The following is a 24,213-nucleotide window of genomic DNA, read 5'->3' as shown; positions in this document are numbered from 1 at the left end:
CAGAAGTCTAGAAAGGGTTGGACATCATGATTACTTTATCCAATATTCAAGTTACCTTTGAAAATGGGTCACAATCGGTTACAGCCGTCCAGGATGTCAGTCTGCAGGTTGACGCGGGAGACGTATACGGCATTGTCGGCTACAGTGGGGCGGGGAAGAGCACGCTAGTCCGTGTGATTAATCTGCTGCAGCGGCCTTCGGCGGGGAGTGTAGTAGTCAATGGGCAGGATTTGCTGGCCTTGCAGCCCAAGGAGCTGCGCTTGGCCAGAAAGCGGATCGGAATGATCTTTCAGCATTTTCACTTGATGAACTCGAGAACAATCTATGACAATGTGGATTTTCCCTTGAAGAGTTCCAAGCTCTCCAAGCGCGAAAGGGACCTGAAGGTTAAACAATTGCTGGAGCTGGTAAGCTTGTCGGATAAACTGGATGCTTATCCTTCGCAATTGTCGGGCGGTCAGAAGCAAAGGGTAGCTATAGCCAGAGCGCTGGCGAATGATCCGGAAATATTGCTGTGCGATGAAGCGACCAGTGCCCTGGACCCGAAGACGACGCTATCCATACTGGAATTGCTGAAGAAATTGAATCGGACGCTGGGGCTGACGATTGTCATTATTACGCATGAAATGCAGGTTGTGAAAGAGATCTGTAATAAGGTTGCCGTTATGGAAGCCGGGCGGATTGTCGAGCAGGGCGATATCGTCTCGATCTTTAGCCGTCCGCAAAATACGTTGACCCGTGATTTCATCAATACGGCTACGCATATCGAGCAGACGCTGGACAAGCTTACGTCGCATCCTTCACTCCTTCATCTGAAGGATAACGATATGCTGTGCAAGATCTCCTATATCGGCGACAGTACCAGTGAACCGGTTATTTCCGAGCTGACTGCCCGTTACCGAGTGAAGACGAATATTTTATTCGCGAATGTGGAGATTTTACAGCAGACCCCGATCGGCAATCTGATCGTAGTGATGTCCGGCACTCCCGGTGATCTGGAGGGAGCTTTGCGATACTTGCAGTCGGCTCGGGTAGACGTTGAAGTTATCAATTCCCGACTTTTTCAGAATCAAAAGGTGGGTGATCCGGCATGAGTGAGTTTTTTACGAAATATTTCCCTAACATCTGGGATTTAAGGGAGGACATCCTGCTAAGCACCTACGAGACGATCTATATGGTGGTCGTTACCTCGTTATTTTCCGTGTTATTCGGGATCTTGTTTGGCGTCACCCTCGTTGTGGTGGATAAGGGAGGCATTCTGGAGAACAGGCTGGTCTATAGTGTGTTGGAGAAATTCATTAACCTGTTCCGATCCATTCCATTCATCATTCTTATCGCTGTTGTCGTGCCGCTTACCCGACTTATCACAGGCACATCGATCGGTATGAATGCGGCGATCGTGCCCCTTGTCATCGGCATCGTTCCTTTCTATGCCCGGCAGATTCAAAATGCGCTGGTGGAAGTCGATTCCGGGATCATTGAAGCGGCTCAGTCTATGGGGTCGGGACCGATTGAGATTATTTTCCGCGTATATCTGAAAGAAGGCTTGTCTGCGATTATCCGGGCTTCCTCGGTGACGATCATTAACCTGATCGGACTGACCACCATGGCTGGGGCCATCGGCTCGGGGGGCCTGGGCAGCCTGGCTATCAATAAGGGGTACAACCGGTTCCAGACGGATATCACGCTTGTGGCTACGATTCTGATCTTGATTCTGGTGTTCGTGTGCCAATTCATCGGCGATTATTTCACCAAGAAGACGACGCATTGACATCGGGGTATGACCACGGTTTGTGCAGTATACCGTCTCCAGCCTCTGGGCGGCGGGTACTGGTTAAACATACAACACTACAAAAAGGACTGAAGAACAATGGCAAAAGTAGAAAGTTTTCAATTGGACCACACGATCGTAAAGGCTCCTTACGTCAGAGCGGCAGGGCTTGAGCATGATGAAAAGGGCAGCACTGTGCAAAAATATGATCTTCGCTTCCTGCAGCCGAATAAAGACGCGATTCCGACGGCGGCACTTCATACTCTTGAGCATCTGCTCGCTACCTATATGAGAGACGAGATTCAAGGCATCATCGATATTTCTCCGATGGGATGCAGAACCGGATATTATCTGATTCTCTGGAATGAGCACGATCCCGAAGAGATCGCGTCCGCACTGGAAAGAACGCTGAAGCGGGTGCTGGAAACAACCGAGGTTCCGGCTGTCTCCGCGCTGGAATGCGGCAATTACAAGGATCATTCCCTGTTCTCTGCTCAGGAATACGCGAGGATTGTCTTGCAAGCCGGAATTAGCAGAGATCCATTTGAAAGAGTATTGTAATAGCTATGATTACTTTGGATTTATCGCATCAAACGGCGGTTGTAACCGGGGGTAATTCAGGCATCGGACAAGGCATCGTGCAAATTCTACTGCAGAGTGGGGCCAGGGTCGTCTCTGCCGATCTCGCTCATGAAGGGGATTTTAAAGAAATTAACGGGCGGTTGTTCGAATCCAGACTGGATTTGTCCCGATCGGAGGATATCTATCGCTGGTCAAATATAGTGTTGGAACAGGCAGGAATTCCGGACATCGTCGTGAATTGCGCCGGCATTTCCACGATGGATTACGTGATTGACAGCAAGCTGGAGGATTGGGAGAAGGTATTCTCCATTAATTCTACGGGGTTATACCTGGTATCTAAAATATTTGCGAAAGCGATGGTCGATGCCGGAAAGCCGGGCAGAATCATCCAAATGGCTTCACAGGCCGGCAAGAACGGCTATCGGGCGATGGGCGGCTATTGCGCATCGAAGCATGCGGTGCTTGGACTGACCAAGGTGATGGCGATTGAACTGGCACGGCATAACATACTCGTCAATGCGATATGTCCGGGCATTGTGGAGACGCCGATGAAGCATCGGGAGCGCGTCGAAGGCGGATTAATCCGCGGCATGACGGCCGAGGAGATCTATGCGGAGGACTGCTCCCAAATTCCGCTGGGCAGAACGGCCGAGGTCAGGGATGTGGCCAACGTCGCTCTGTTTTTGGCCAGTCCGTTATCTTCGTATATGACAGGCCAAGCCATCAATGTAACCGGCGGTATGACCATGCATTAAGAGAAAAACGGCATCCAGATCAAAAGGGGAGAGGATCATATGAGTAATAAAGGTAAACTATGGGGCGGAATAGCACTCGGATTGGTATTGATACTGGCGACCGCGGGCTGCGGCGGCAAGTCTTCGGGCGACGGCCAGAAGATTGTCATCGGTTCGCAGGGCTCCGATGCTCAGATTTGGAAGCATATCGCGCAATCACAGGCGGCCAAGGATGCCAAGCTTAATATTGAAGTCAAGGAGATCAATGGCGGCGTGGAGTTGAATAACGCTACCAAGGAAGGCGAAGTCGATGTGAATGCTTTCCAATCCTGGGCTTATCTCGTCAACTATAATAAAGAAAGCAATGCCAATCTGGTAGCAACGGCGACCACCTATCTGGAGCCGATGGGCATCTATTCGCAGAAGATCAAGGATATTAAGGAGGTTCCGGACGGCGCCCTCGTCGCCCTGGCGGACAACCCGGCCAATACGGCCAGAGGCTTAAGCCTGTTGCAGACTGCCGGTCTGATCAAACTGAAGGATGATTTTAATTTGGGGACGGGTACGGTTAACGATATTGTCGATAATCCTAAAAATCTGAAGTTCAAGCTGATCGACGATACGACCGGCCCGCGGGTGATTCAGGACGTCGATCTGGTACTGATCGGCAACACGATCGCTATGGAGGGCGGATTAAATGTCCTGAAGGACTCTTTGTTCCATGAGGAAGTCTCCGTAGATACGAAGAATAGCATCAATGTGCTGGCGACCACTTCCGAGAAGCAGAATGATCCAGGCATTTTAAAATTAGGTGAGTTGTATCACAACGAGGATACGCAAAAATATATCGAGCAGGAGTTCGGCGGCACCAAGGTGCCCGTAGATAAGCCGATCTCTTATCTGCAAGAATAGAGAGGCTCCATGCGAATTGCTATAATTACGGCGATGGAGGAGGAGATGGCTCCTTTTCGCAATCAGGCGCAAATTACGGCCAGGACCCAAGTAGGCAAGGTTATCATTGAGGAGGCTGTGTACCGGGGCCAACCCGTCATCCTTGTAGAAAGCGGCATCGGCAAGGTCAACGCAGCCGTCGCAACCACGCTGTTGATCGAACGGCATCAGCCGGATCTGATCCTGAATTCCGGATCGGCCGGCGCATTTGGCGCGGGATTGAGCGTAGGTAATGTCGTTGTGGCAACGCAGTACATTTATGGGGATGTCGATGCTACTTGCTTCGGGTATGAACCCGGACAGGTTCCGCAAATGCCGGCCAGATACGATTTGGATGCAGCTTTGCTGGATCAGGCGAGGAGAGTAGCGGCAGCGGCAGAACTCCCCTATTCTCTTGATTTCGGATTAGTATTGACCCTGGACTCATTCATGAGTGAACCGGAGCGGGTAGAAAGGGTCAAATCAACCTTCCCCGCCGTCAAGGTATCGGATATGGAAGGGCTGGGCATCGTGCAGGCCGCTGCGCAATATGGAATACCGGTATTGGCCGTAAAAGCGGTATCGGATATCGCCGGACATGGCGGTGTAACGGCTGACAGCTTCGACGATAATTTGGACGCCGTTGCCGTTCATGCCGCACACTTTACGGACCTGCTGGTTAGCAGCTTCATTGGTGAAAAAGCAACGCCCTCTTACACCGGCTTTTCCTGAACCTTCATTACCTGGTTTTGAGCGAACCCCGTCCTCACAAGAAGACGGGGTTCGCTAGGTTTAAACTTTAAATGTGCCATCAAGGATAAGTGCGAAATATTCTATATTCCTTGTTAAGAAATTTTTGTTCTCAAAGGAGGTATTGTGGAACTTGCTGTTCATATCTTCCAAGAACGCGGCCATGCTTGAGGTGTCCGGGCCTGCAAATCGATTGTCGATTTTCGTGTTGTTCAATACCGCATTCACATTGTCGCTTTCAGCGCGGTAGCTGCTCGACCATTGCGGGTTTTTCGCCAGCTTTTGGTTAAATTCCAGCAGAATTTTCGCAAAGTCCTCGCCGCTATCGCCATTCGCCGCGTCTTTGAAAATCTCGGCGATTTTATTGGCGGATTCCGGATCATATTTTTTCATCAAAGAGTCGATATTGACATAATCATCGGGTGCGCCTTCAGGTTTGCGGGGGATATCGATATAGCTCGCTTCACCGGTATCGGGATCGACCTTTCTCGTTTTGGCATACGCCGCGATCTTATCCATGGTGGCTAGAAATTCAGCCGCTTCGCTCTCTGTCATATAGTTGTCGGCAATAAATTTCGCCTGGGCCAGCCCGCTCTCAAGCAGCGCCGCCCGTTCGCTTTCATCCGAAACCGAGCCGTCCGGAACAAAGTTTGAGCTGATTAAGTAATTTACGGCTTCTTCCACTTCAGGCGATTTTCCGCTGAGCAATCGCTCTATGGAAGAATCCATTTCGGCGGTAAAAAACGGTCTTATCGAATGGTGCTTTACCGCGCCGACAGGCAACTCACGATCCGTAATCCCTTCGGCCAACCGTCTGGCCGCCTCGCTGATTTCCACGCTGTCGTGTCCCGGAAGGGCCGGACCCGACTCCATTTTCACTTGATTGTTACCCCGATTTTGAATGTCGATTCTTGGCAGCGATGAGATAACATTACTTTCGATTTTCATGTTATACCTCCTCGTACAACTCCATAAAAAAATACGTGACCATATAAATGTTATCGGCATATTCTTCCATATTTTTAACTTAAATGCCTCAATATGAACTTTTCTTAGGTTCATGCGTCTATAAAAGTATCATAGACGTTTGGAGTGGTCTTTTGTGAATTTTAAAATATGCGTCACATTGAAGCTGCCCGGCGGGAAAGACGAATAGAAGAACTATGAAAGGGGATGGCTATGGCTCGCGTTCTATTTATTAACGGAGGTTCCGAGGGTCACATCAATCCGACTCTTGGAGTGGTGCAAGAACTTGTCCGCCGCGGTGAAGAGGTGGTATACTTCGTTGCCGAACCCTATCGCGATCGTGTGGAACGGGCGGGCGCACAAGTGATAACGTTCGATGTCGGGAAGTTTCTGGAAGCGTTCCTTGCGGGAGGAAGAACGCCTTGGGCGCGAGTGGGCGGGCTGTTACGCACCGCCGATATCGTCATTCCCAACGTCCTGGAGCAAACCGAAGGTGGGCGGTTCGATTACCTCATCCATGACTCGATGTTCGGCTGCGGGCGTTTGCTTGCGCAAATTCTCGGCTTGCCGGCGATCAACTCATGCACGAGTTTTGTCATGGGACAAAGCGGCTTTGACCGTTTGCAGGAGAGCCTGTCGCGCCATTTTCCGGCAGTTGTGAATGAACAAGCCGAGCGGGAATACCGGCAACTGGTCAGTGAGGTGCAAGCAAAATACCGTGTGCAAGTAAACGCCGCCTATGAAGTTTTTTGCAATCCTGCGCCAATGACCATCGTCTACACGACGAGGCGCTTCCAACCCGAGGGGGAAAACTTCGACGAGACGTATAAGTTTGTGGGGCCGTCTGTCGTGCCGCGTTCCAACGATTCATTTGCGTTCCCGTATGTGGACACGGAACACCTGATTTATATATCGCTCGGCACGGTTTTCAACCAGGCGGCGGATTTTTACAAACTTTGTTTTGCGGCGTTCGCCGATACAAAGTACACCGTTATTTTATCCGTCGGCAGCCGAACCCGGATTGAGGAATTGGGGGACATTCCGGCGAATTTTACCGTGGCGGGCTACGTACCGCAGCTTGAGGTGCTGCAGCGCGCTAAATTGTTCATCACTCATGGCGGCATGAACAGCACCAGCGAAGGCCTGTACTATGGCGTGCCGCTGATCGTGTTGCCCCAAAGCGCCGACCAGCCTGTCATAGCCCGGCGTGTGGCCGAACTCGGCGCAGGTATCCAGTTAAAACAAGAGGGCCTAACCGCGGGGGAACTCCGAGAGGCCGCGGAACGGGTGCTGGGCGATCCGTCCATCCGTATGGCATGCGGGGAAATCGGCGATTCCTTCCGGGACGCGGGCGGCTATCGGCAAGCTGTCGAAGAGATCTTTGCGTATAAACGAAGCCTTGGCATAACTGAATGATCAAGGGGAGATAGGTACGGCAAGACGATTTCACGGGAAGGACGCTGCCCAAGCGAAAAGGGGAGCGTCCTTTTTCTAATATCAATAGCGTTTACTTAAAGGCTCAGTCCCACGGGAAGACTCTTCAAGGACTGGCCCGTGGCCGAAGCGGTCAAATGATCGTTAAGATTTAAACCGTCTACCTTACGGATATCGGCGAACCGTTTCACAAACGAGGCCAAGGCCATATTCGCTTCCAATCGGGCAAGCGGGGCGCCCAAGCAGAAATGGGGGCCGGCTCCGAAGGTCAAATGCTGTTGATTGCCGGGACGATGGATATCGAATGCGTCCGCACGGGCGAAATGCGACTCGTCCCGATTGGCGGCGCCGATCCAGGCTACAACGACTTGCCCCGCTTTCATTTCGGGACCGAAAACGTCGGTATCCCGGGCCACCTTCCGATCGATCGTCGCCCCAAAGCGAAAGCGAAGTACTTCCTCAACCAGCTTGGGGACTAAAGTCAAATCGGCCCTCAGCTCTTGATAAACGCCCGGTTGATCGAACAGCATGCAATAGAACATGTTGGAGATTAGCGTGGTCGTCGTTTCGTTGCCCGCTCCGAGCAGCCCGATGGCCGACATAACCACCTCTTCATCCGTCAGCTGTTCACCCTCCAGTTCGGCCTTAGTCAGATCGGAGATGATGTCGTCCGCCGGGTGCTTCCGTTTCTCCAGGACGATAGGATATAAATACTCGGCGAACTCCTTCATCGCCAGGCCTTTTTGCTCTTCGATGTCGTCATAAGCTTCCAAATTATAAGGGAGGAAAAGAATGTCCGACCACGCTTTGATCCGGTTGCGATCCCGGGAAGGGACCCCGAGCAGATCCGCAATGACGGTAACCGGCAATGGAATCGCCAGCTTTTGCACAATATCGACGACTGGAGCTCTCTCCATGTCCGTGATCAGTTCATCGACGATTTCCTGGATGCGGGGCTCCCAATCTTTGAGGCTGCGAGGAGTAAATGCTTGGGCGAGAAGAGCGCGCCGTTTGCGATGCTCCGGCGGATCGACAAGGTTGACATTGCTCCGGCTATCCATTTGGCGGGGAACCGGAATCAGACTTCGTTCTTTTTTGTTGGAGAACAGTTCGTGGTCGAACAGCACGCGTTTAACATGGTCGTACGAAAACACATTCCAAACATCCTGCTCGGCATCGTAATAAACGGGGGTATTTTCTCTCATTTCCTTGTACCAGGAAAATGGTTCCCATTGCTCTTGTTTTGTCGCGAGTTTGGAAATTTCGTCCAGTATGATCACTTGGCGGCTAGCATTCATCAGATTCCCTCCCATATTTAATTGAATTTGAATTTCTAAAAGGAACGTCTCGGACCGAACCCCCCCTTTGCTAAACAGTGTGGCGACGATTGTGCATGTTCATTTCATATGTTAAAATAACCTATGTTAATTTAACATATGAAAATATTATAACATAAAATACAAATACTAGAAAATTTATATCGTTTTTTCACTAGACTATAGCACGAAGGTGATTTAGATGTATGCGGATATCTTGATATTGGGGCAGCTTTTGACAGGGCCCAAGCACGGCTATGAAATCAAAAAGAACGTGCAAGAGGCGCTCGGGGAATCGTTCGAGATCAATAACAATTTGCTGTACCCCGCATTGCGGCGTTTTCAGGAAATGGGAGCGATGACGAAAGAGGTCGAGAAAGCGGACGGTAAGCCTGACCGGCACGTCTATCTGCTAACGGAGACGGGAGAAGAGATATTCGACGAACTCGTCCGGGATTTTCCGAGGAAAGCGGCGGCCAACCAGATGGAGTTTCTGGTTCGCGTCGCCTTGTTCGACCGCCTGGAGCCCGAGTTGCGGCTCGATATTTTACGCAAACGGCTGAGCGTGTTGGAAGAGGAGATGGAGCGAAACCGCCGATTCGATCTGCTCCATTCTCAAAATGGATTCACGGCGGAGGTCATTCGTTTCAAAAAAGCGCAAACCGAACACGAATTGGCCTGGGTGAAGCAATGGATTCTTGAATTCCAGGCGCCGGCCCCGCTTTCAAATTCCGATACCGATCGCTTCGTATAGACTTTCTTGCAGCTTTTTCGCAAAGGATATTTCTTCATGATCATACCATTCCCCCTCCTTTGATCCCTATTCTCAAAAGTTACAAGTTGGATACAAGTTCTCTATCATTTTGGAAAAAAATATTCTATACTTTTTCAGTACATGGGCATTTTGCGGTTATGCAGAATGCTCACTAGATTAATATACTGAAAGTAGGTTTATTTTCATGAAGCCAAGGTATCATCTATGCAGACTTATTGTTACTACCGTAATGATCTTTTTACTAGTCAGTTCAGCCGGAACGGGTTATTCGGCAGCCGCGGGATCTAAGCCGGACTCCTCATCGGGAAACAAAGCTAATAAAATGGTGGCCTTAACCTTCGATGACGGGCCGGATAAAACATATACAGGGAAAGTGTTGGATATTTTGCGAGATAAAAAGGTAAAGGGTACATTTTTCGTAGTAGGAAATCGGGTGAAACAGTATCCCGACGTGATGAAACGCATTGTAAAAGAAGGGCATGCTCTAGGAAATCATTCGTGGAGCCATACGGAACTAACCAAGCTTGGCAAAGAGAAGGTTCGCCAGGAGATTGTAAAGACGGATAAAGCGATTCGGGAAACTACCGGCTCCGCTCCGACCATGATGCGTCCTCCTTATGGGGCGACATCGGGACGGGTGAAGGGAGAAATTCAGGCATTGGGACATGCCGAGGCTCTATGGACGGTCGATACCCGGGACTGGGCGGCGGGCAGCTCTGTTGCCAGCATTCTCAAAACGGTGAAGTCCAGCTCCGGCAACAAGATCACCGTGCTGATGCATTCCGGGGGAGGAAAACGGGATAAGACGGTCAAGGCACTTCCTCAAATTATTGATTACTACCGGTCTCAAGGCTACACTTTTGTTACGATGGCGGAATTGAACGGTTTGGCTGACAATCTGGACGGATCGACACCCGCAGCCGCCCCCGATACGGCAAAGCAGACCGCTCCTTCAAAAGACGTTCCTTCAAAGGCCGCAAATTCACCGGCTGCGCAGAATAAGGACAAGGAGACGGCGGCTAACGCCGATGGCTCCAACAATAGAAACAGCGGTACCGAAGAGCGTAATATCCATTTGATATACGATGGAACGGAAGTCGAATTTTCGGATGCGAAACCACATGTCGATGAAAATAGCCGGATTCTGGTGCCCGTAAGATTCATGGCGGAATCCTTGGGCTTTGGCGTCAAATGGGAGGGGAGCGGGGACCAGAAACATTTGATTCTGTGGAAGGACAATACACATGTCGATTTGAAGATTGGCGACAAAGTGGCTGTAGTCAATGATGAAGCGCAGATACAGATGGATACCAGCGTAATTATCATAAAGGAAAAAACGTATGTCCCTTTAAGATTTGTGAGTGAACTTGCCGGAATGGATATGACGTGGAACTCCGCAGACAGTACCGTTACCCTTTCTTCCAAGAAACCGGCAGAAGAAATCATTGACGAGAAGCCGGCAGACGAAAATAACGAGAAGCCTGAAAACGATAACGGCGATGAAAGGACCGTTGGCGATACATACATCTTGTCCGCTCCAAGAGCTACGGTCCAGCAGGCTAAAGCATGGGCAAGTGCTAAAGGGGCAACGGAAGTGTTTATTAACCTGGCGGACATTGTATGGGAGGAAGCTTTGAAAGCGGGAGTCGATCCGACGGTCGTGTACTGTCAGGCCGCAAAGGAGACGGGCTTTGGAAAATTCGGAGGCATCTTGGATGAAACGTTTAATAATCCGGCCGGTTTAAAAAACCAGACAGGCGGCTCCGACACGGATCATACGGCGCATCAGCGCTTTTTCAGCTGGGAGGAAGGGGTTCAGGCGCAGGTTGATCATCTGGCATTGTATGCGGGGGCGCCGGGTTATCCGAAATTGGATACACCTGACCCAAGGCATTTTCCCGCTTTGCAGGGAAAGGCGGTTACGGTGGAGGCTTTGGGCGGATCGTGGGCGAGCGTTCCCACTTATGGCGTCGAAATTGTAAAAATGATGCTGGAGTTGGCCCAGACAAACGGTTAGGTCGCGTTTCATCACCATAAACAAGCAACAAGCTCTTGAAACTGTCCATGCGACAGTTCAGGAGCTTGTTTCGTTTCTTAAGCAACAAACAACGTAACGACCGATAACACGATAGAGGTGATTAGCATGGCGATGAGCGGCCTAAGAGCCTTTGCCCGAAGGTCGCGCAGACTTACATTCAATCCAAGCCCGACCATGGCGGATGTGAGGATAAAGGTCGTCAGATTGGAGACTCCGTCCATGACCCCTTGGGACACAGAAATGGAATGGCCTAAACAGTAACTGCCAAATAGACTCATCAGAATAAATCCGAGAAGGAACCAAGGAAATTCAATTCGCGTACCGCTACTGTTTCCGGAGTTTTTCCGGTTCATCCAAAAGATCAATATGAAGCATAAGGGAATCAGCAGCAGAACTCGGCCTAATTTGGCCAGAAGAGCAATCGCCAGGGCATCCTGTCCCGCAGGGGCCCCCGCCAGGGCGACATGCGCAATTTCATGAAGGCTGATTCCGCTCCAAATCCCATAATGGATGGCTGAAATCGGCAAAAACGGCCGAAGAAGGGTATAAGCGACTGAAAAAACGGTTCCTACCAGCGCTATAATGCCAACTCCAATGGCGGTGTCCTCATCATTCGCTTTCAATATCGGGGATACGGAGGCGATAGCCGCAGCGCCGCAGACACCGGTTCCTACCCCGAGAAGCAAAGTTAATGATGGCTCCGCTTTAAGAACTTTCCCCAGCCAAACGGTTGTCAAAATCGCAAATCCGATGACTCCCATATCACGAACAAGCAGGGGAAGACCCTGGTGTAGAACAGTATCTATGTTTAATTTCAAACCGTATAAGATAATCGCAAAACGCAACAAACGCTTGGCTGAAAATTGAATCCCTGACCGTAATGCCTCCGGGTAACCGAAAAATTGCCGGTAAATCACCGCGATAACGATCGCACAGGCTAGCGGGCCAACATGATCGAACCCGGGAACCCGTGAGAAAGCGAACCCCATTGCGGCAATCACAACGGTGAAGGCAATACCTGAACAGAACAAGCCCGCGGAAGCTTTCTTTTTCGGCGAGGGGAGTTTCTCCTCCTTTAACATACTTGCACTTGCACGTTGGACTTCCATATCATCACCCCAAATTATTTTCACAACCCCAGTGTACCTCCGTCATATTCATAAGAAAAATAACGATATATAATAGGGATGATAAGTGAATTTATATGAATTAGCATCGTACGGATGGATTGCATCTCATTAAAAACCAAAATGGGCGGAAGGGTTTAAAATGGATCAATATTTAGAAGTGTTTATCAAGGTCGTGGAAAAACAAAATTTTACGAAAGCCGCAGAGGAACTGCATATGACGCAGCCCGCTGTCAGCCAACACATTAGAACATTGGAACGGTTGGTAGGGACCAGGTTATTAGAGCGGAACAATAAACACGTGCGAATGAATAAAGCCGGGGAGATTGTGTATCACCATGCCAAAGAGATCCTGGCACTCTATACAAGAATGCAGGACTTAGTGGATGATTTGGCGGGCAGTGCCAGCGGTCCGATTGCGATTGGCGCAAGCTATACATTCGGTGAATATATTTTGCCGCATATTATCGCCAAGCTGAAAAAAGAGTACCCCTTGATCAAGCCATCCATCATTATTCACAACACGAAAGAAATCATCGACTTGGTGAACTCCTATCAATTGGATATCGGGATTGTCGAGGGCTATTTCAACGATCCTCAATTACATTCGGAAGTCGTTTCGGAGGATCAGATGGTCATTGTTGCTTCACCGTCGCACCCTTTATTAAAAAAGAACGGCGATTTGCCCCTTTCCGCCTTGGCGGACGAAACCTGGATTCTTCGGGAAGAAGGCTCCGGAACCAGACAGGCGGCAGATCATTTCTTTGAAATGCACCCATTTACACCGAAAGCGATCATGGAATTCGGAAGTACCCAGGTGATCAAGGAATCGGTGGAGGCCGGATTGGGGATCAGTCTGCTGTCAAAGTGGACTATTGTAAAAGAGCTGACGAACGGTTACATCGGAATGATCAGAGTCGAGGGGCTTCCGTTCAAGCGGGAGTTTACCATCGTGACGAGGTCGGTCTACCAGACCAAAGCGCTGAATACGTTTATTGAAACGCTTAAGGAGTATTTGAATCCTGGACTTATCAAGGAGTCTGGTGAGGAGTAAGTTGCAAATGTAATCATTAAATCTCGCAATCATTTTACAAAATAGATTCATTTTAAGCGCAGTCTTGTAAAAATACATCTATATTAATGGAAAATGTTGTGATATCATGTGATTTATTACTGGTGGTTTCTCTTGTTGCGGTGCATTTGAACCTTTTTTCGCCGTGCAAATGTATAGTTGACTTAGTGAAAATATGTATTCGGAGTTGATTCTACATGTACCATCTATTAGTTGAAATATAACGTTACGACCGGCCTATACGAGCTCCGCCTTCTTCAAAGTTCACATCGACGACTTTAAAGAAGAGGAGAGGAATGGGTTGAACAAACGAAAATTGCCTTTATGGCGTTTGCTGCTGGAACGGGGCTTTTTTGAGGAGCGGAAGGAAGCGGCCAGTTGGGTCATGTCAAATAAGGTGTTGATTAACGGCACTCCTGCGGTCTATGAAGGAGAGCAAGTTAGAGAAGATGTTGAGATAGCCATTAAAGGGTATGAACAGAAATATGTCGGAAAAGGCGGCCTTAAGCTTGAAGGCGCATTGGAGTATTTTCAAATCAATGTTTCCGGCAAAATCGCGTTGGATACGGGAGCCTCAACGGGTGGATTTACCGATTGTTTATTGCAGCACGGCGTGGCGAAAGTGTATGCGATCGACGCTGGGTATGGTCAATTGGCGGGGAAGTTAAGGCTTGACTCCCGAGTCGTTAACATGGAGAAGACAAATATTGGTTCCGTTGCGAAGCTGCATTTAAAGCCCGAGCCAGAATTCGCCACACTGGATCTTTCTTATTTGTCTTTGAAACAGGCGATTCCGCTTGTTGTTCGACTGCTGCAGCCGTCCGGGGAAATACTATGTTTGGTAAAACCTTTGTTTGAGGTTGCGGACCCGCAAATCCGCAGATCGGGAAGAATAGATGATCCGGGTATATATCAACAAATTCTCATGGATCTCGTTAGTTTTACAGAAAATATCGGGCTCCGCGTTTTGGGTATTACGAACAGCCTGGTTACCGGGAATAAAGGGACAAAAGAGTTTTTTCTATGGCTCGGTCAGAGTGGGGGTTCTGTAAAAAGAGATATCCGAAAAGATATCGATGCTGCCGTCATTGAGGCCGCCAAACTAAAGGCTTATAGTAAATAAGGGCATCTGCGTATGGAACGGTAATATCACAGATCATTCAACTAAAAGTACGCTAAGTCTCTATATATTGGAGACTTAGCGTATTTTCTTAGTTAAACATTGGAGGCAAAATGCTTAAATCCAAAGATTATACGACATTGGATTTTCTGACGGTACCTTTAAGAATCATCCCGTTGCAAACGATCTATTCTATTCTAATAACGATTTTAAATTCGCTGATACCCGCCTATCAAACTCTGGTAGTAGCTAATTTCATCAATACGGCGACGGATATTTTTAAGGGGAGGGTTGATTATTCGTCCATTTATTTACCTATCATTTTAATAATGAGCTACATCATATTTACAAATCTAATTCCTTCTATCACACAAATTATAGAAACTTCGGCTCAAAACAAACTAAATGCGACTTTAAAAAAAGAGATCGCACTAAAGCAAGTTCGGTTGGAGTATAAGCATATTGAAAACAAGGATACACAGGAATTAATAAACAGGGTGTGCTCAGATCCGATAAAGAATTTTATGGCGGGATTAAATAACTGGTTTAGGGGAGCAACGCTTTTAATTAGCTCATTTTCACTGCTTATCATTGTTATGTCATCTACTTTTATTAGCGGCATCGTCATCATTATTATAAGTGTGCCTTTGTTTTATATTGCGATGAGAACGGGCAAAAAAAATTATGAAATGGGTATGGAAGCCAAAAAGATTCAAAGGAAATATAATTATTTATCAAGCATTTTAATTAATCGCGACTTTGCCGAGGAACGCAAGTTATTTGCCTACAGTACGCCTCTTCGTGACAAGTTCGATCAGCTTTACGACGAATCAAGTAAGATCGAAAATAAAATCGAAATTAAAAGCTATATACATATGAAAAGCGGCTCTATGGTCACATTGTTCATCGTAATTGTTATTGTGACCTTGCTTTTGCCTTCGCTTCATCGCGGGGAAATTTCTCTAGGCATCTTTATAGCTCTCGTCAACGCCATTTACGGTTTGGTTCAGAATATGTCGTGGCAGTTGTCCAGCACGATGTATGATTACGCACGGTTAAAAGAATATTTAAAAGAATTTTCAAGCTTTACTAGGCTTAGCGAAAAAAAAGATGCTTGTGTGTTACCGGCCGATATGGACTCTTTTGCGTTTGAATCCTTGGAATTCAGAAACGTCAGCTTTAAATACCCGGGGACGGAACACTATATATTAAAAGACTGCTCGTTTATATTGAGTCACCATAAAAATTATTGTTTTGTGGGAGTAAATGGGGCGGGAAAGACGACCATCACTAAATTGCTAACAGGGATGTATGACGAATTTGAAGGGGAAATTTTGATAAACGGGAAAAGCATACGGGACTTTTCCTTCGCAGAGATCAAAGGATTGATCTCCGTTGTATACCAGGACTATGCCAAATATCCATTGACCGTAAAGGACAATATTCTTCTTGGAAATCTTACGAAGACGGATGAGAAGAGACTAGAAACCATCGTTTCGGAAATGGGACTGAAAGATGTTGTAAACGGCTTGGAATTCGGGATCGACACCTACCTTGGCAAGATAAAAGAAAACAGCAAGGATTTATCGGGTGGGCAGTGGCAGCGACTGGCTATATCCAGGCTGCTGTATTCAAACTCTAAAATAAATATTTTGGATGAACCCACAGCCTCGCTTGATCCGTTAGCCGAAAGCCAGGTTTACGAGCTGTTTAGTCATGTAAATAAAGACAGATTTACAATATTCATAACCCACAGATTGGGCGCCGCCAAAATGGCGGATGAAATATTGGTTGTCGACGAGGGGCACATTGCGGAGCGGGGTTCTCATGATCAATTGATGTCCTTGAAAAACGGTAAATACAGTAAGATGTTTGCGAGCCAGAAATCTTGGTATGAACCGAAAACGAAGTCAGTGTTTTTGGAAGGTGAAGGTTAAAAGTATGGGAAAAATGAAGAGTAAAGGCTTTTTAATCAACAGCCTTAAGGGCATAAAAATCATGTTTGAAGCGAATCCTTCCATGTTTTTGTTGCATGTTTTCTTTACAACCGTTCACGGTGCGTCATGGGCTCTGCAAGTAGTATTCATGCAAAAGTTTTTTGACGCGGCTCAAAATTTCGTTGCGGATAAAATCGATTTGGGCACCGCTATTTTGTATTTAATGGGTATGGGATTGTCGTATGCATTATGTCAACTCATGAACGGGGTGGATAATTGCCATGCACTCATTCTCAATAAAAGCGTTGGCAAACGAACGAACGGACTCATTCATCAAAGTATAGATAGATTAAATGTGGTTGAATTTGAGGACACTCATCGTCTGGACTTTATTAATAAAGCTATAGCAGGAAGCCAAAACTTGGTTTGGGTATGTTTAACTCTTTTGGACTTGGTATTTTTCTATACGATTTATTTTAGTTTTATGGGGTGGTATCTGTTCACTCTAAAACCTATTCTAGGTCTAAGTATTGTGATCGTCTTCATCCCCTGTATTCTTTCTAAGTTTGCGCAAATCCTCTCGTTTAAAAAATTGGAGGAACAATCGGCTCCGATCCGAAGAGAATATGAGAACTATGAAAGATGCATGACAGACAAGGAGTTCTTTAAAGAGACGAGGCTGCTTGGGGCAACGGATTTCTTTACCAATTTGTACACCTCTTCTCTCAAAAAGTTAAATCGGCTTGTTTTTATAGCTCAGCTTAAAAAAAATCTGCTAAATCTGATTTTGGATATTGTAACTGTCATAGGTTACGGCATGATCATCTATATGCTTTTTATATTTGTCATGAATCAAGAAATTTCCGTTGGGGCGTTTGCGGCCGTACTGGCCTCGATTTACAGACTTTATAGTTTTATGAGCGAACTAGTTTCCGAAAGGATCGGTTGGGCATCCGAAAATGTGGGAACTGTTGAAAACTTCTTGGACTTCGTCAATGAGAGGAATGAACCTGAAAAAAGGATGCCAAGGCCTCAAAAAGTTGATATTAAATTGAGCAATGTAAGTTTCAGCTATCCAATGACTGACAAGATGGCCTTGGAAAATATCAGTTTAACGATACCCAGCGGCCAGACTTTGGCGATCGTCGGTGAAAACGGCAGCGGCAAGACAACATTATGCAGAGTAATTATGGGATTATATGAGGCGTCTCAAGGAGAAGTCACTTATGGAGATGTGCCTGTTAAAAATTTGAGTTATGATCATACGTCCGCTGTCTTTCAAAAATATTGCAAATATAATATGACGGTGCGGGAAAATTTGATCATCAGTCAAATGGACAAGCCTACAGACGAAGCGATGCTCATGGATATTTGCGATAAATCGGGGGTGATTTTGAAAGACGAAAGCTATAGGGGCGGTTTAAACCCGATGCTTGGGCGCGATTTTGACGGGACAGAGATATCCGGCGGTCAATGGCAACGGATTGCCATTGCACGCGGATTATTTAGGGATAGTGATTTGATGATTTTGGATGAACCCACGTCAGCTATTGACCCTTTGGAGGAAACACGGCTTTATAACGACTTTGCGAAAATCTGCCAAGACAAAACCGCAATCATCGTGACTCACAGGTTGGGTTCGGTTCGGATCGCCGATAGAATTATCGTATTAAAGGACGGCAGGATTGTACAGGACGGCAAGCACAGTGAACTTATTAGTAGGGATGGCGAATATAAAAAAATGTTTGAATCCCAGAGAAAGTGGTATGTGGTTGAGTAATTGCAAAGCTAGACTTGTTGAGCGGCAAAGAAAACGGGCGTTTCAAACCGAAAGGCTACGATGATTCCATTCATCGTAGCCTTTTCTTTGTGCCTACCGCATAATAGAATGATTGGCTGTTACGCGCCCAGGAACATTTTCATATCGTCCTCGACGTTCGTAATCCCGCCGATGCCGAATTTCTCAACCAGGATGTTGGCCACGTTCGGCGAAAGGAACGCGGGGAGCGTCGGACCCAGGTGGATGTTTTTGACGCCGAGGTAGAGCAGGGCGAGCAGGACGATCACCGCTTTTTGCTCGTACCAGGCGATATTGTACGAAATCGGCAGCTCGTTGATATCCTCAAGGCCCAAAATCTCCTTCAGTTTCAGAGCGATGACGGCCAGGGAATAGGAGTCGTTGCATTGTCCGGCGTCCAGAACGCGGGGAATCCCGCCGATTTCACCCAAATCGAGCTTGTTGTATTTATACTTCGCGCACCCGGCGGTCAAAATGACCGTATCTCCGGGAAGTTCCCGGGCGAATTCCGTGTAATAGTTGCGCGACTTCATCCGTCCGTCGCAGCCGGCCATGACGAAAAAGCGCCGGATTGCGCCGGTCTTCACGGCATCCACGACCTGATCGGCGATCCCGGTTACGGTATGATGGGCAAAGCCGCCGACGATTTCGCCGCTCTCAAGCTCGGTGGGCGGGCTGCACCGCTTGGCGTGGGCGATGATTCCCGAGAAGTCCTTCGGCTGCCCTTCCGGACCTTCCGGAATATGCCGTACGCCGGGATATCCGGTGTTACCGGTCGTATAGATCCGGTCGATGTAGCTGGATTTTGGCGGGACGATACAGTTGGTGGTCATCAGAATCGGCCCGTTGAACGCGGCGAATTCCGTCGTTTGCTGCCACCAGGCGTTCCCGTAATTGCCGACGAAATGCTCGTATTTCTTGAAGGCCGGATAGTAATGGGCCGGAAGCATTTCACTATGCGTGTACACATCGACCCCGGTACCCTCGGTTTGCCGCAGCAATTCCTCCAAGTCTTTCAAGTCATGCCCGCTGATGAGGATGCCCGGCCGGTTGCGAACGCCGATATTCACCCGGGTTACTTCCGGATGCCCATAGGTTCCGGTATTGGCCCGATCGAGCAAGGACATGGCTTCCACGCCGAATTTGCCCGTCTCCATGACCAAAGCGACGAGATCGTCCGCGCTTAAGGAATCGTCCAGAGTGGCGGCGAGGGCCTGGCGCATAAACAAATCGATGTTCGCATCGGCATGGTTCAGGTGAAGTGCATGATACGTATAAGCGGCCATACCTTTAAGGCCGTATGTCAGCAGTTCGCGCAAAGAGCGGATGTCCGGATCGGTTGTGGCGAGGACGCCGACTTGCTTGGCCTTGGCGTCAAACGAGGCTTCGTCGTCAGCCAGCCAAACCGCGGCATCGGGAAGCGCCGCGCCGTCGCCGGAGTGCCGTTCGTCCCAGTGGCTTCGGACGTCGGCCCGCAGCGCGAGCGCTTCCCGGATTTTGGCGATGAACACGTCGCGGTCAAAATTGGCGTTCGTAATCGTAGCAAATAACGAGTCCATGATAAAGACGGACACCTGCCGCTCCAACGCATCGGGGAGATGTGGCCCGATCGAAAGAAACGATATGCCTTTCAATACATAGATCAGCAAATCCTGCAGGTTGGCGACATCATGCGGTTTCCCGCAGACGCCTTTAATCGTGCAGCCGGTTCCTCCGGCCGACTCCTGACACTGAAAACAAAACATGGATGGCTGCTGGGTGCCAACAGGGGATGCGGATGTGGTCATCTTAAAACAACCTCCTATGGAAAAATATAGTGGAAGCATATACCTGACATCCAGAAGCATAACGCCAGCGGCAAGACGGCCAGGTGATTTCAATCACTTTTTTTACGAGGGCGTAGCGGGGACAGAACAATTTTCTCCAAGATGACAAATTATTTTTTTCGCTAATATAACATTTTGATGTACTGGTCCATCTAATCTTACAGAGGGCCCTCAAAAGGAGATGAAATTCGTGCAGCAAGATATGGAACTGGAAGTCAAGCGAGCGCAGCGGGGAGATCGTGAGGCGTTTATCCGGCTGTTCCGGAGGCTGGAACCCGAACTGTACAGCTTGGCGAAGTCCATTGTGGGACGTGATGAAGACTGTGCGGATGCGTTTCAGGAAACGACGCTCAAGGCGTATAAATCAATGTCGACATTGCGAAAGCCAAAATATTTTAAAACCTGGGTTATCCGCATTTTAATCAACGAGTGTAACCAGTTGTTGCGGATGCGCAAAAGAACCGTCGTTATGGCGGAGTTGCCGGAGATTGCGGAAACGGATCGCTCGGCGCCTTATTACGAAGACAGCCGCAGGCTCGATCTTCGGGAAGCCGTGGAAAATCTGGATGAATCTCTGCGGATCGTTATCCATTTATTTTATTATCAGGATTTGCCGATCAAACAGATCGCCAGTGTGCTGGATATTTCCGACGGAGCCGTTAGGGCGCGCCTGCACAGAGCCCGGGGCATATTGGCCGATGAAGTAAAGCAAATTCGGAAGGGGGAGCTGGCTTATGAAAGTATGTGATGTTGAAAAAGAACTGCGGGAAATCGGCAAAGAACCGCTGCCCGAGGTTCCCGAAATCGTCCGCCGCCGGCAGGATGAAGTCTATGCCTCCTTGGCCGACCTTCCGATGCAGGACAGAAGCGGCCGAACCCCCGGGTTCCGCAAGACTCGCAGGATCGCCTTGGTTGCGGCCTCGGCCGCCGCGATCATTCTGGTCGCCGGCCTGGGCGGCGCCATGGTCTCGCCGGCGATGGCGGAATCGATGAAGAATATTCCGCTGATCGGCAGTATTTTCAAGCTGGCCGGCGATCTGGGGCTGCGGACGGCAGACGAAAGAGGACTTGCGGCTAAACTCGATGCCAGCGTGACCCATGAGGGAGTCACGCTCCGCATTCCGCAATTGGTCTATGACGGAACCCGGTTATCTTTGGCCGTAACGCGCGAAGGCGGAGGGTTCGCCGCCGGGATTCGTGACGCCAAATTTACCGGGAACGGGAAGCCGGAGATTTATCCCGAGGGTGCAATTAATTCGGTTGACGTATATATCGATGGGGAATCGATTTATGACTTTGGGGGCGGAAGAAAACTCCACTGGGGGGGGAAGAAGACTCCCGACCGGAATTCAGCCATCTACGAACTGACCGCTTTTCCGACATTGGACGAAATCCCCATTTTACCGGACGAGTTTCAGTTGAATATCGAATTCCGGCTGGAGGGCATTTCCGAGCCCTTCGCTTTTGAACTTCCCATTCGTAAAAATGCGGATACGCTGGCGCTATCTCCCCTGGATACAAGGGAGTGGAAAGGAAACAAGGTTACGATTGAACAAATCCAGTTCACCCCGATCACAACCAAAGTAAGGCTGAGCGTCCTATCCAGTGATAAAGCGGCCAGGCTTTTAAGACATCATCTGATCTTTGAGGTTTGGGACGATCAAGGCAGGGAACTCGATCATGTGAGCGGCGTGGGGGTATTCAAGGGCGAAAACGAAATGATCAGCGAATTTTTGTTCGACCGATTTACCGATGTGCCGGCATCGGTAACAATTAAAGCGTTCCTGCCTGAGATGGAGATCCCGGGGGCGGTTTCGGGAAGATTCAAACTCGATTCTGACGGCGAAATTATCAAAAATTATATAAAAGAACTGGAAATCACTATCCCGGTGGATCGGACCGGATTGGAAAAATTATATGATCTTCAAAATTAAAAAATCTGGAGGGCTTAAAAAATGAAAAAAGGATATAAAGTGATGACGACAGCCGCGTTGGCGGGAATGATTCTTGGCGGAGCGGGATGGGTGACGGCAGCAACGGACGTTCATGCTTCGGCGGCTCAGGCCAATACGGGCTACAGCGCCGCGGAGCAGAAGGCCGGAAAAACGCCCGAGATTACGCAAAACGGGATTACGCTTGGGGTAAGCGAGGCACAGTATGACGGGAATTACCTCAAAATTTCGGTGAAGCGCAGCGGTCAGGGACTAATCGGCGGTATCACCGACTCCAAATTTGATGAAAAGAGCCAGGAATATATCCGTGAGAAGGGGGCAATCAAAGCTATTCAGATCTTTATTGACGGCAAAGACATCTATACGATCGGTGGAGGATCTCTCGGCAAAAGACCGAGCCTGGGTTGGCGGCCAGGACCTACGCCAGACGCTGCTATCGTTGAATTAAGCGATCCTTCCTGGCTCGGCGGTCAACAATATGCCTTCCCGGACAAGTTCAAATTGACCGCCAAGATCACCCTGGAAGGCGTGGAGAAACCGTACACTTTTGAGCTGGCGATGCAAAAAAGCACGGGATCCCCGATAGTCCTGAAGCCGAATTTAACGAAAACATCGGGCAAGCTGACTTATAACCTTAGCAAATTGAATCTGACTTCGACCTCTACCCGTGTTCTGTTGATTCAGAAAGGCTATGAAAAGGGCAAGCCTTCCGACATCATGTTTGAATTTGTGGATGATCAAGGGCGTAAGCTGGAAACTCTTTCGGGAATGGGCACCGATGAGAACAACAAAGACGGCGATATGTACGAAGATTATGTGCTGAGTGCTCTGGAGAAAGACGCGAAGTCGATTACGATAAAGGCCTACAAACCTGAATTTATGGAACCGGGCGCAACAAGCGGACTCTTTAAACTGGACGAAAATGGCGAGATCGTGAAACAAGAGGTAAAAGAACTGGAAATGACGGTAAAGGTGAAGTAGTTGAATTGAAATTACGTGAATCGGAGGATTTTAAGATGAAGAAGGTTTATAAGGTGATGACCACTGCCGCACTAGCCGGGATGCTTCTTGGTGGAGCGGGATGGGTGACGGCAGCAACGGACGTCCATGCTTCGGCGGCCGGAAAGGCTTCCGCAGCTTACAGCGCCGCGGCGCAGAAGGCGGGAAAAGCGGCGGAGCTTACGCAGAACGGCATTACACTCGGTGTGAGCGAGGCGTTCTATGACGGAAATTACATTAAAATTTCCCTGAAACGCAGCGGCAAAAATTTGGTCGGCGGTATCACCGACTCCAAATTTGACGAAAAGACCCAGGATACGCTTTGGGAGAAGGGCGCAATCAAAGATATCCGGATCTTCATTGACGGAAAAGACATTTATGAACTGGGGGGCGGCACGATGAGCAAAAGACCGACCTTTAGGAAGATTAAGGGAAATACGCCGGATCAGGCTGTCCTTCAAATGTCCGACCCCTCCTGGCTTGGCGGACAACAGTATACCTTCCCGAACAAGTTCAAACTGACGGCGAAGATCACCCTGGAAGGTGTGGATAAGCCTTATACTTTTGACCTCTCGATGCAAAAAAGCACGGCTAAACCGATTGTCTTGAAGCCGAATGTAAGTAAAAAATTGGGCAGTCGTACCGTTGTTCTGAGCCAATTAAACGCAACCTCCACCTCAACCCGAATTCAGTTGATCGAGAAAGGCTTTGAAAAGGGCAAGCCTTCCGATTTCATGTATGAATTTGTGGATGATCAAGGCAACCGGTTGGATGATCTTTCGAGCTTTGGTACCGACGAGAACAACAAAGCCGGCGATATGTACTACAATTGCCTGCTCGGCCCGTTGGGAAAAAACGTGAAGTCGATTACGATGAAGGCCTTCAAACCCGAATACGCGGAGCCGGGCGCAACAAGCGGAGCGTTTAAACTGGACGAAAACGGCGAGATCGTGAAACAAGAGATAAAAGAACTGGAAATGACGGTAAAGGTGAGATAACCTCATCACTCATTCCCGAATTCCATTTAAGGGGCTGATATGTATTACTTGACATTCTTCATACGCTATGATATTTCTGTTATAAATT

At 48.6% G+C, this 24,213-nt stretch carries 21 protein-coding genes; 17 read left to right on the top strand and 4 right to left on the bottom strand.

Translation table 11 applies throughout. From position 1 onward, the window contains the following. The first annotated feature begins 26 nt into the window (after nucleotides 1-26). The 6 genes from FRY98_RS03300 (at nucleotide 27) to FRY98_RS03275 (ending at nucleotide 4,749) form a co-directional block, all read left to right on the top strand. Nucleotides 27-1,094, top strand: a complete 1,068-nt coding sequence (locus FRY98_RS03300; protein ID WP_148450312.1) for a methionine ABC transporter ATP-binding protein — start codon at nucleotides 27-29, stop codon at nucleotides 1,092-1,094. Further along, nucleotides 1,091-1,771, top strand: a complete 681-nt coding sequence (locus FRY98_RS03295; protein WP_148450311.1) for a methionine ABC transporter permease — start codon at nucleotides 1,091-1,093, stop codon at nucleotides 1,769-1,771. The genes FRY98_RS03300 and FRY98_RS03295 overlap by 4 nt, the downstream gene beginning before the upstream one ends. 99 nt (nucleotides 1,772-1,870) lie before the next feature. Further along, complete coding sequence (locus tag FRY98_RS03290; protein WP_148450310.1) at nucleotides 1,871-2,332, top strand: S-ribosylhomocysteine lyase; 462 nt, start codon at nucleotides 1,871-1,873, stop codon at nucleotides 2,330-2,332. A 5-nt stretch (nucleotides 2,333-2,337) separates the two neighbouring features. After that, a complete protein-coding gene (locus tag FRY98_RS03285) occupies nucleotides 2,338-3,108 on the top strand; it encodes an SDR family NAD(P)-dependent oxidoreductase (protein WP_148450309.1) in 771 nt (256 codons plus the stop codon). A 39-nt stretch (nucleotides 3,109-3,147) separates the two neighbouring features. Further along, nucleotides 3,148-3,999: a MetQ/NlpA family ABC transporter substrate-binding protein gene (locus FRY98_RS03280; RefSeq protein WP_148450308.1), complete on the top strand. Its 852-nt coding sequence runs from the start codon at nucleotides 3,148-3,150 to the stop codon at nucleotides 3,997-3,999. A 9-nt stretch (nucleotides 4,000-4,008) separates the two neighbouring features. Then, nucleotides 4,009-4,749, top strand: coding sequence for a 5'-methylthioadenosine/adenosylhomocysteine nucleosidase (locus tag FRY98_RS03275; protein ID WP_148450307.1), 741 nt, complete (start codon nucleotides 4,009-4,011; stop codon nucleotides 4,747-4,749). A 60-nt stretch (nucleotides 4,750-4,809) separates the two neighbouring features. Here FRY98_RS03275 and FRY98_RS03270 read toward each other — a convergent pair whose 3' ends face one another. Continuing rightward, nucleotides 4,810-5,577 (bottom strand): hypothetical protein, encoded by a 768-nt coding sequence (locus tag FRY98_RS03270; RefSeq protein WP_148450306.1) that lies wholly within the window; start codon nucleotides 5,575-5,577, stop codon nucleotides 4,810-4,812. Nucleotides 5,578-5,946: 369 nt separating this feature from the next. On the opposite strand from FRY98_RS03270, the gene FRY98_RS03265 reads away from it, so the two are divergent. Beyond that, entirely contained in the window at nucleotides 5,947-7,149 is a 1,203-nt protein-coding gene (locus tag FRY98_RS03265) for a macrolide family glycosyltransferase (RefSeq protein ID WP_148450305.1), read from the top strand. A 95-nt stretch (nucleotides 7,150-7,244) separates the two neighbouring features. Here the strand turns inward: FRY98_RS03265 and FRY98_RS03260 are convergent, their stop codons facing one another. Further along, complete coding sequence (locus tag FRY98_RS03260) at nucleotides 7,245-8,465, bottom strand: cytochrome P450 (protein WP_148450304.1); 1,221 nt, start codon at nucleotides 8,463-8,465, stop codon at nucleotides 7,245-7,247. Between the two features lie 220 nt (nucleotides 8,466-8,685). Between FRY98_RS03260 and FRY98_RS03255 the strand changes: the two genes are divergently transcribed. Further along, a complete protein-coding gene (locus FRY98_RS03255; protein ID WP_148450303.1) occupies nucleotides 8,686-9,237 on the top strand; it encodes a PadR family transcriptional regulator in 552 nt (183 codons plus the stop codon). A 205-nt stretch (nucleotides 9,238-9,442) separates the two neighbouring features. After that, entirely contained in the window at nucleotides 9,443-11,275 is a 1,833-nt protein-coding gene (locus FRY98_RS03250) for a polysaccharide deacetylase family protein (protein WP_148450302.1), read from the top strand. Nucleotides 11,276-11,352: 77 nt separating this feature from the next. Here the strand turns inward: FRY98_RS03250 and FRY98_RS03245 are convergent, their stop codons facing one another. Continuing rightward, on the bottom strand, nucleotides 11,353-12,378 hold the full coding sequence (locus FRY98_RS03245; protein WP_249043359.1) for a YeiH family protein: 1,026 nt from the start codon (nucleotides 12,376-12,378) through the stop codon (nucleotides 11,353-11,355). Between the two features lie 187 nt (nucleotides 12,379-12,565). Between FRY98_RS03245 and FRY98_RS03240 the strand changes: the two genes are divergently transcribed. The 4 genes from FRY98_RS03240 (at nucleotide 12,566) to FRY98_RS03225 (ending at nucleotide 18,332) form a co-directional block, all read left to right on the top strand. Next, nucleotides 12,566-13,477, top strand: a complete 912-nt coding sequence (locus tag FRY98_RS03240; protein WP_148450301.1) for a LysR family transcriptional regulator — start codon at nucleotides 12,566-12,568, stop codon at nucleotides 13,475-13,477. Between the two features lie 319 nt (nucleotides 13,478-13,796). Further along, nucleotides 13,797-14,618 carry a TlyA family rRNA (cytidine-2'-O)-methyltransferase gene (locus FRY98_RS03235; RefSeq protein WP_170287011.1) on the top strand — a complete coding sequence of 274 codons (822 nt, stop codon included), beginning with the start codon at nucleotides 13,797-13,799 and terminating at the stop codon, nucleotides 14,616-14,618. 110 nt (nucleotides 14,619-14,728) lie between these two features. Further along, nucleotides 14,729-16,552, top strand: coding sequence for an ABC transporter ATP-binding protein (locus FRY98_RS03230; RefSeq protein WP_148450299.1), 1,824 nt, complete (start codon nucleotides 14,729-14,731; stop codon nucleotides 16,550-16,552). A 4-nt stretch (nucleotides 16,553-16,556) separates the two neighbouring features. Next, the gene (locus FRY98_RS03225; protein ID WP_170287010.1) at nucleotides 16,557-18,332 is read left to right on the top strand and encodes an ABC transporter ATP-binding protein; all 1,776 of its coding nucleotides are present in this window, start codon (nucleotides 16,557-16,559) and stop codon (nucleotides 18,330-18,332) included. Between the two features lie 119 nt (nucleotides 18,333-18,451). Here the strand turns inward: FRY98_RS03225 and hcp are convergent, their stop codons facing one another. Further along, a complete protein-coding gene (gene hcp / locus FRY98_RS03220) occupies nucleotides 18,452-20,137 on the bottom strand; it encodes a hydroxylamine reductase (protein ID WP_249043321.1) in 1,686 nt (561 codons plus the stop codon). Between the two features lie 229 nt (nucleotides 20,138-20,366). Between hcp and FRY98_RS03215 the strand changes: the two genes are divergently transcribed. The 4 genes from FRY98_RS03215 to FRY98_RS03200 are packed head-to-tail and all read left to right on the top strand — an operon-like array spanning nucleotide 20,367 to nucleotide 24,125. After that, nucleotides 20,367-20,924, top strand: a complete 558-nt coding sequence (locus FRY98_RS03215) for a sigma-70 family RNA polymerase sigma factor (protein WP_225038208.1) — start codon at nucleotides 20,367-20,369, stop codon at nucleotides 20,922-20,924. Further along, nucleotides 20,911-22,110, top strand: a complete 1,200-nt coding sequence (locus FRY98_RS03210) for a DUF4179 domain-containing protein (RefSeq protein ID WP_148450296.1) — start codon at nucleotides 20,911-20,913, stop codon at nucleotides 22,108-22,110. Before FRY98_RS03215 ends, FRY98_RS03210 begins: the two co-directional genes overlap by 14 nt. 21 nt (nucleotides 22,111-22,131) lie before the next feature. Further along, complete coding sequence (locus tag FRY98_RS03205; RefSeq protein WP_148450295.1) at nucleotides 22,132-23,109, top strand: DUF5643 domain-containing protein; 978 nt, start codon at nucleotides 22,132-22,134, stop codon at nucleotides 23,107-23,109. 35 nt (nucleotides 23,110-23,144) lie between these two features. Then, the gene (locus FRY98_RS03200) at nucleotides 23,145-24,125 is read left to right on the top strand and encodes a DUF5643 domain-containing protein (protein WP_148450294.1); all 981 of its coding nucleotides are present in this window, start codon (nucleotides 23,145-23,147) and stop codon (nucleotides 24,123-24,125) included. Nucleotides 24,126-24,213: the final 88 nt, after the last annotated feature.

Source organism: Paenibacillus faecis (assembly GCF_008084145.1).
Taxonomy (GTDB): domain Bacteria; phylum Bacillota; class Bacilli; order Paenibacillales; family Paenibacillaceae; genus Fontibacillus; species Fontibacillus faecis.
Note: the sequence above shows the minus strand (reverse complement) of the source record. Positions and strands in the feature narration are given on the sequence as shown.

Excerpts from the sequence above, each read along its gene's own strand:
- FRY98_RS03300 (WP_148450312.1), top strand. The coding sequence starts at position 27 with ATGATTACTTTATCCAATATTCAAGTTACCTTTGAAAATGGGTCACAA.
- FRY98_RS03295 (WP_148450311.1), top strand. The coding sequence starts at position 1,091 with ATGAGTGAGTTTTTTACGAAATATTTCCCTAACATCTGGGATTTAAGG.
- FRY98_RS03290 (WP_148450310.1), top strand. The coding sequence starts at position 1,871 with ATGGCAAAAGTAGAAAGTTTTCAATTGGACCACACGATCGTAAAGGCT.
- FRY98_RS03285 (WP_148450309.1), top strand. The coding sequence starts at position 2,338 with ATGATTACTTTGGATTTATCGCATCAAACGGCGGTTGTAACCGGGGGT.
- FRY98_RS03280 (WP_148450308.1), top strand. The coding sequence starts at position 3,148 with ATGAGTAATAAAGGTAAACTATGGGGCGGAATAGCACTCGGATTGGTA.
- FRY98_RS03275 (WP_148450307.1), top strand. The coding sequence starts at position 4,009 with ATGCGAATTGCTATAATTACGGCGATGGAGGAGGAGATGGCTCCTTTT.
- FRY98_RS03265 (WP_148450305.1), top strand. The coding sequence starts at position 5,947 with ATGGCTCGCGTTCTATTTATTAACGGAGGTTCCGAGGGTCACATCAAT.
- FRY98_RS03260 (WP_148450304.1), bottom strand. The coding sequence starts at position 8,465 with ATGAATGCTAGCCGCCAAGTGATCATACTGGACGAAATTTCCAAACTC.
- FRY98_RS03255 (WP_148450303.1), top strand. The coding sequence starts at position 8,686 with ATGTATGCGGATATCTTGATATTGGGGCAGCTTTTGACAGGGCCCAAG.
- FRY98_RS03250 (WP_148450302.1), top strand. The coding sequence starts at position 9,443 with ATGAAGCCAAGGTATCATCTATGCAGACTTATTGTTACTACCGTAATG.
- FRY98_RS03245 (WP_249043359.1), bottom strand. The coding sequence starts at position 12,378 with ATGTTAAAGGAGGAGAAACTCCCCTCGCCGAAAAAGAAAGCTTCCGCG.
- FRY98_RS03240 (WP_148450301.1), top strand. The coding sequence starts at position 12,566 with ATGGATCAATATTTAGAAGTGTTTATCAAGGTCGTGGAAAAACAAAAT.
- FRY98_RS03230 (WP_148450299.1), top strand. The coding sequence starts at position 14,729 with ATGCTTAAATCCAAAGATTATACGACATTGGATTTTCTGACGGTACCT.
- FRY98_RS03225 (WP_170287010.1), top strand. The coding sequence starts at position 16,557 with ATGGGAAAAATGAAGAGTAAAGGCTTTTTAATCAACAGCCTTAAGGGC.
- hcp (WP_249043321.1), bottom strand. The coding sequence starts at position 20,137 with ATGACCACATCCGCATCCCCTGTTGGCACCCAGCAGCCATCCATGTTT.
- FRY98_RS03210 (WP_148450296.1), top strand. The coding sequence starts at position 20,911 with ATGAAAGTATGTGATGTTGAAAAAGAACTGCGGGAAATCGGCAAAGAA.
- FRY98_RS03205 (WP_148450295.1), top strand. The coding sequence starts at position 22,132 with ATGAAAAAAGGATATAAAGTGATGACGACAGCCGCGTTGGCGGGAATG.
- FRY98_RS03200 (WP_148450294.1), top strand. The coding sequence starts at position 23,145 with ATGAAGAAGGTTTATAAGGTGATGACCACTGCCGCACTAGCCGGGATG.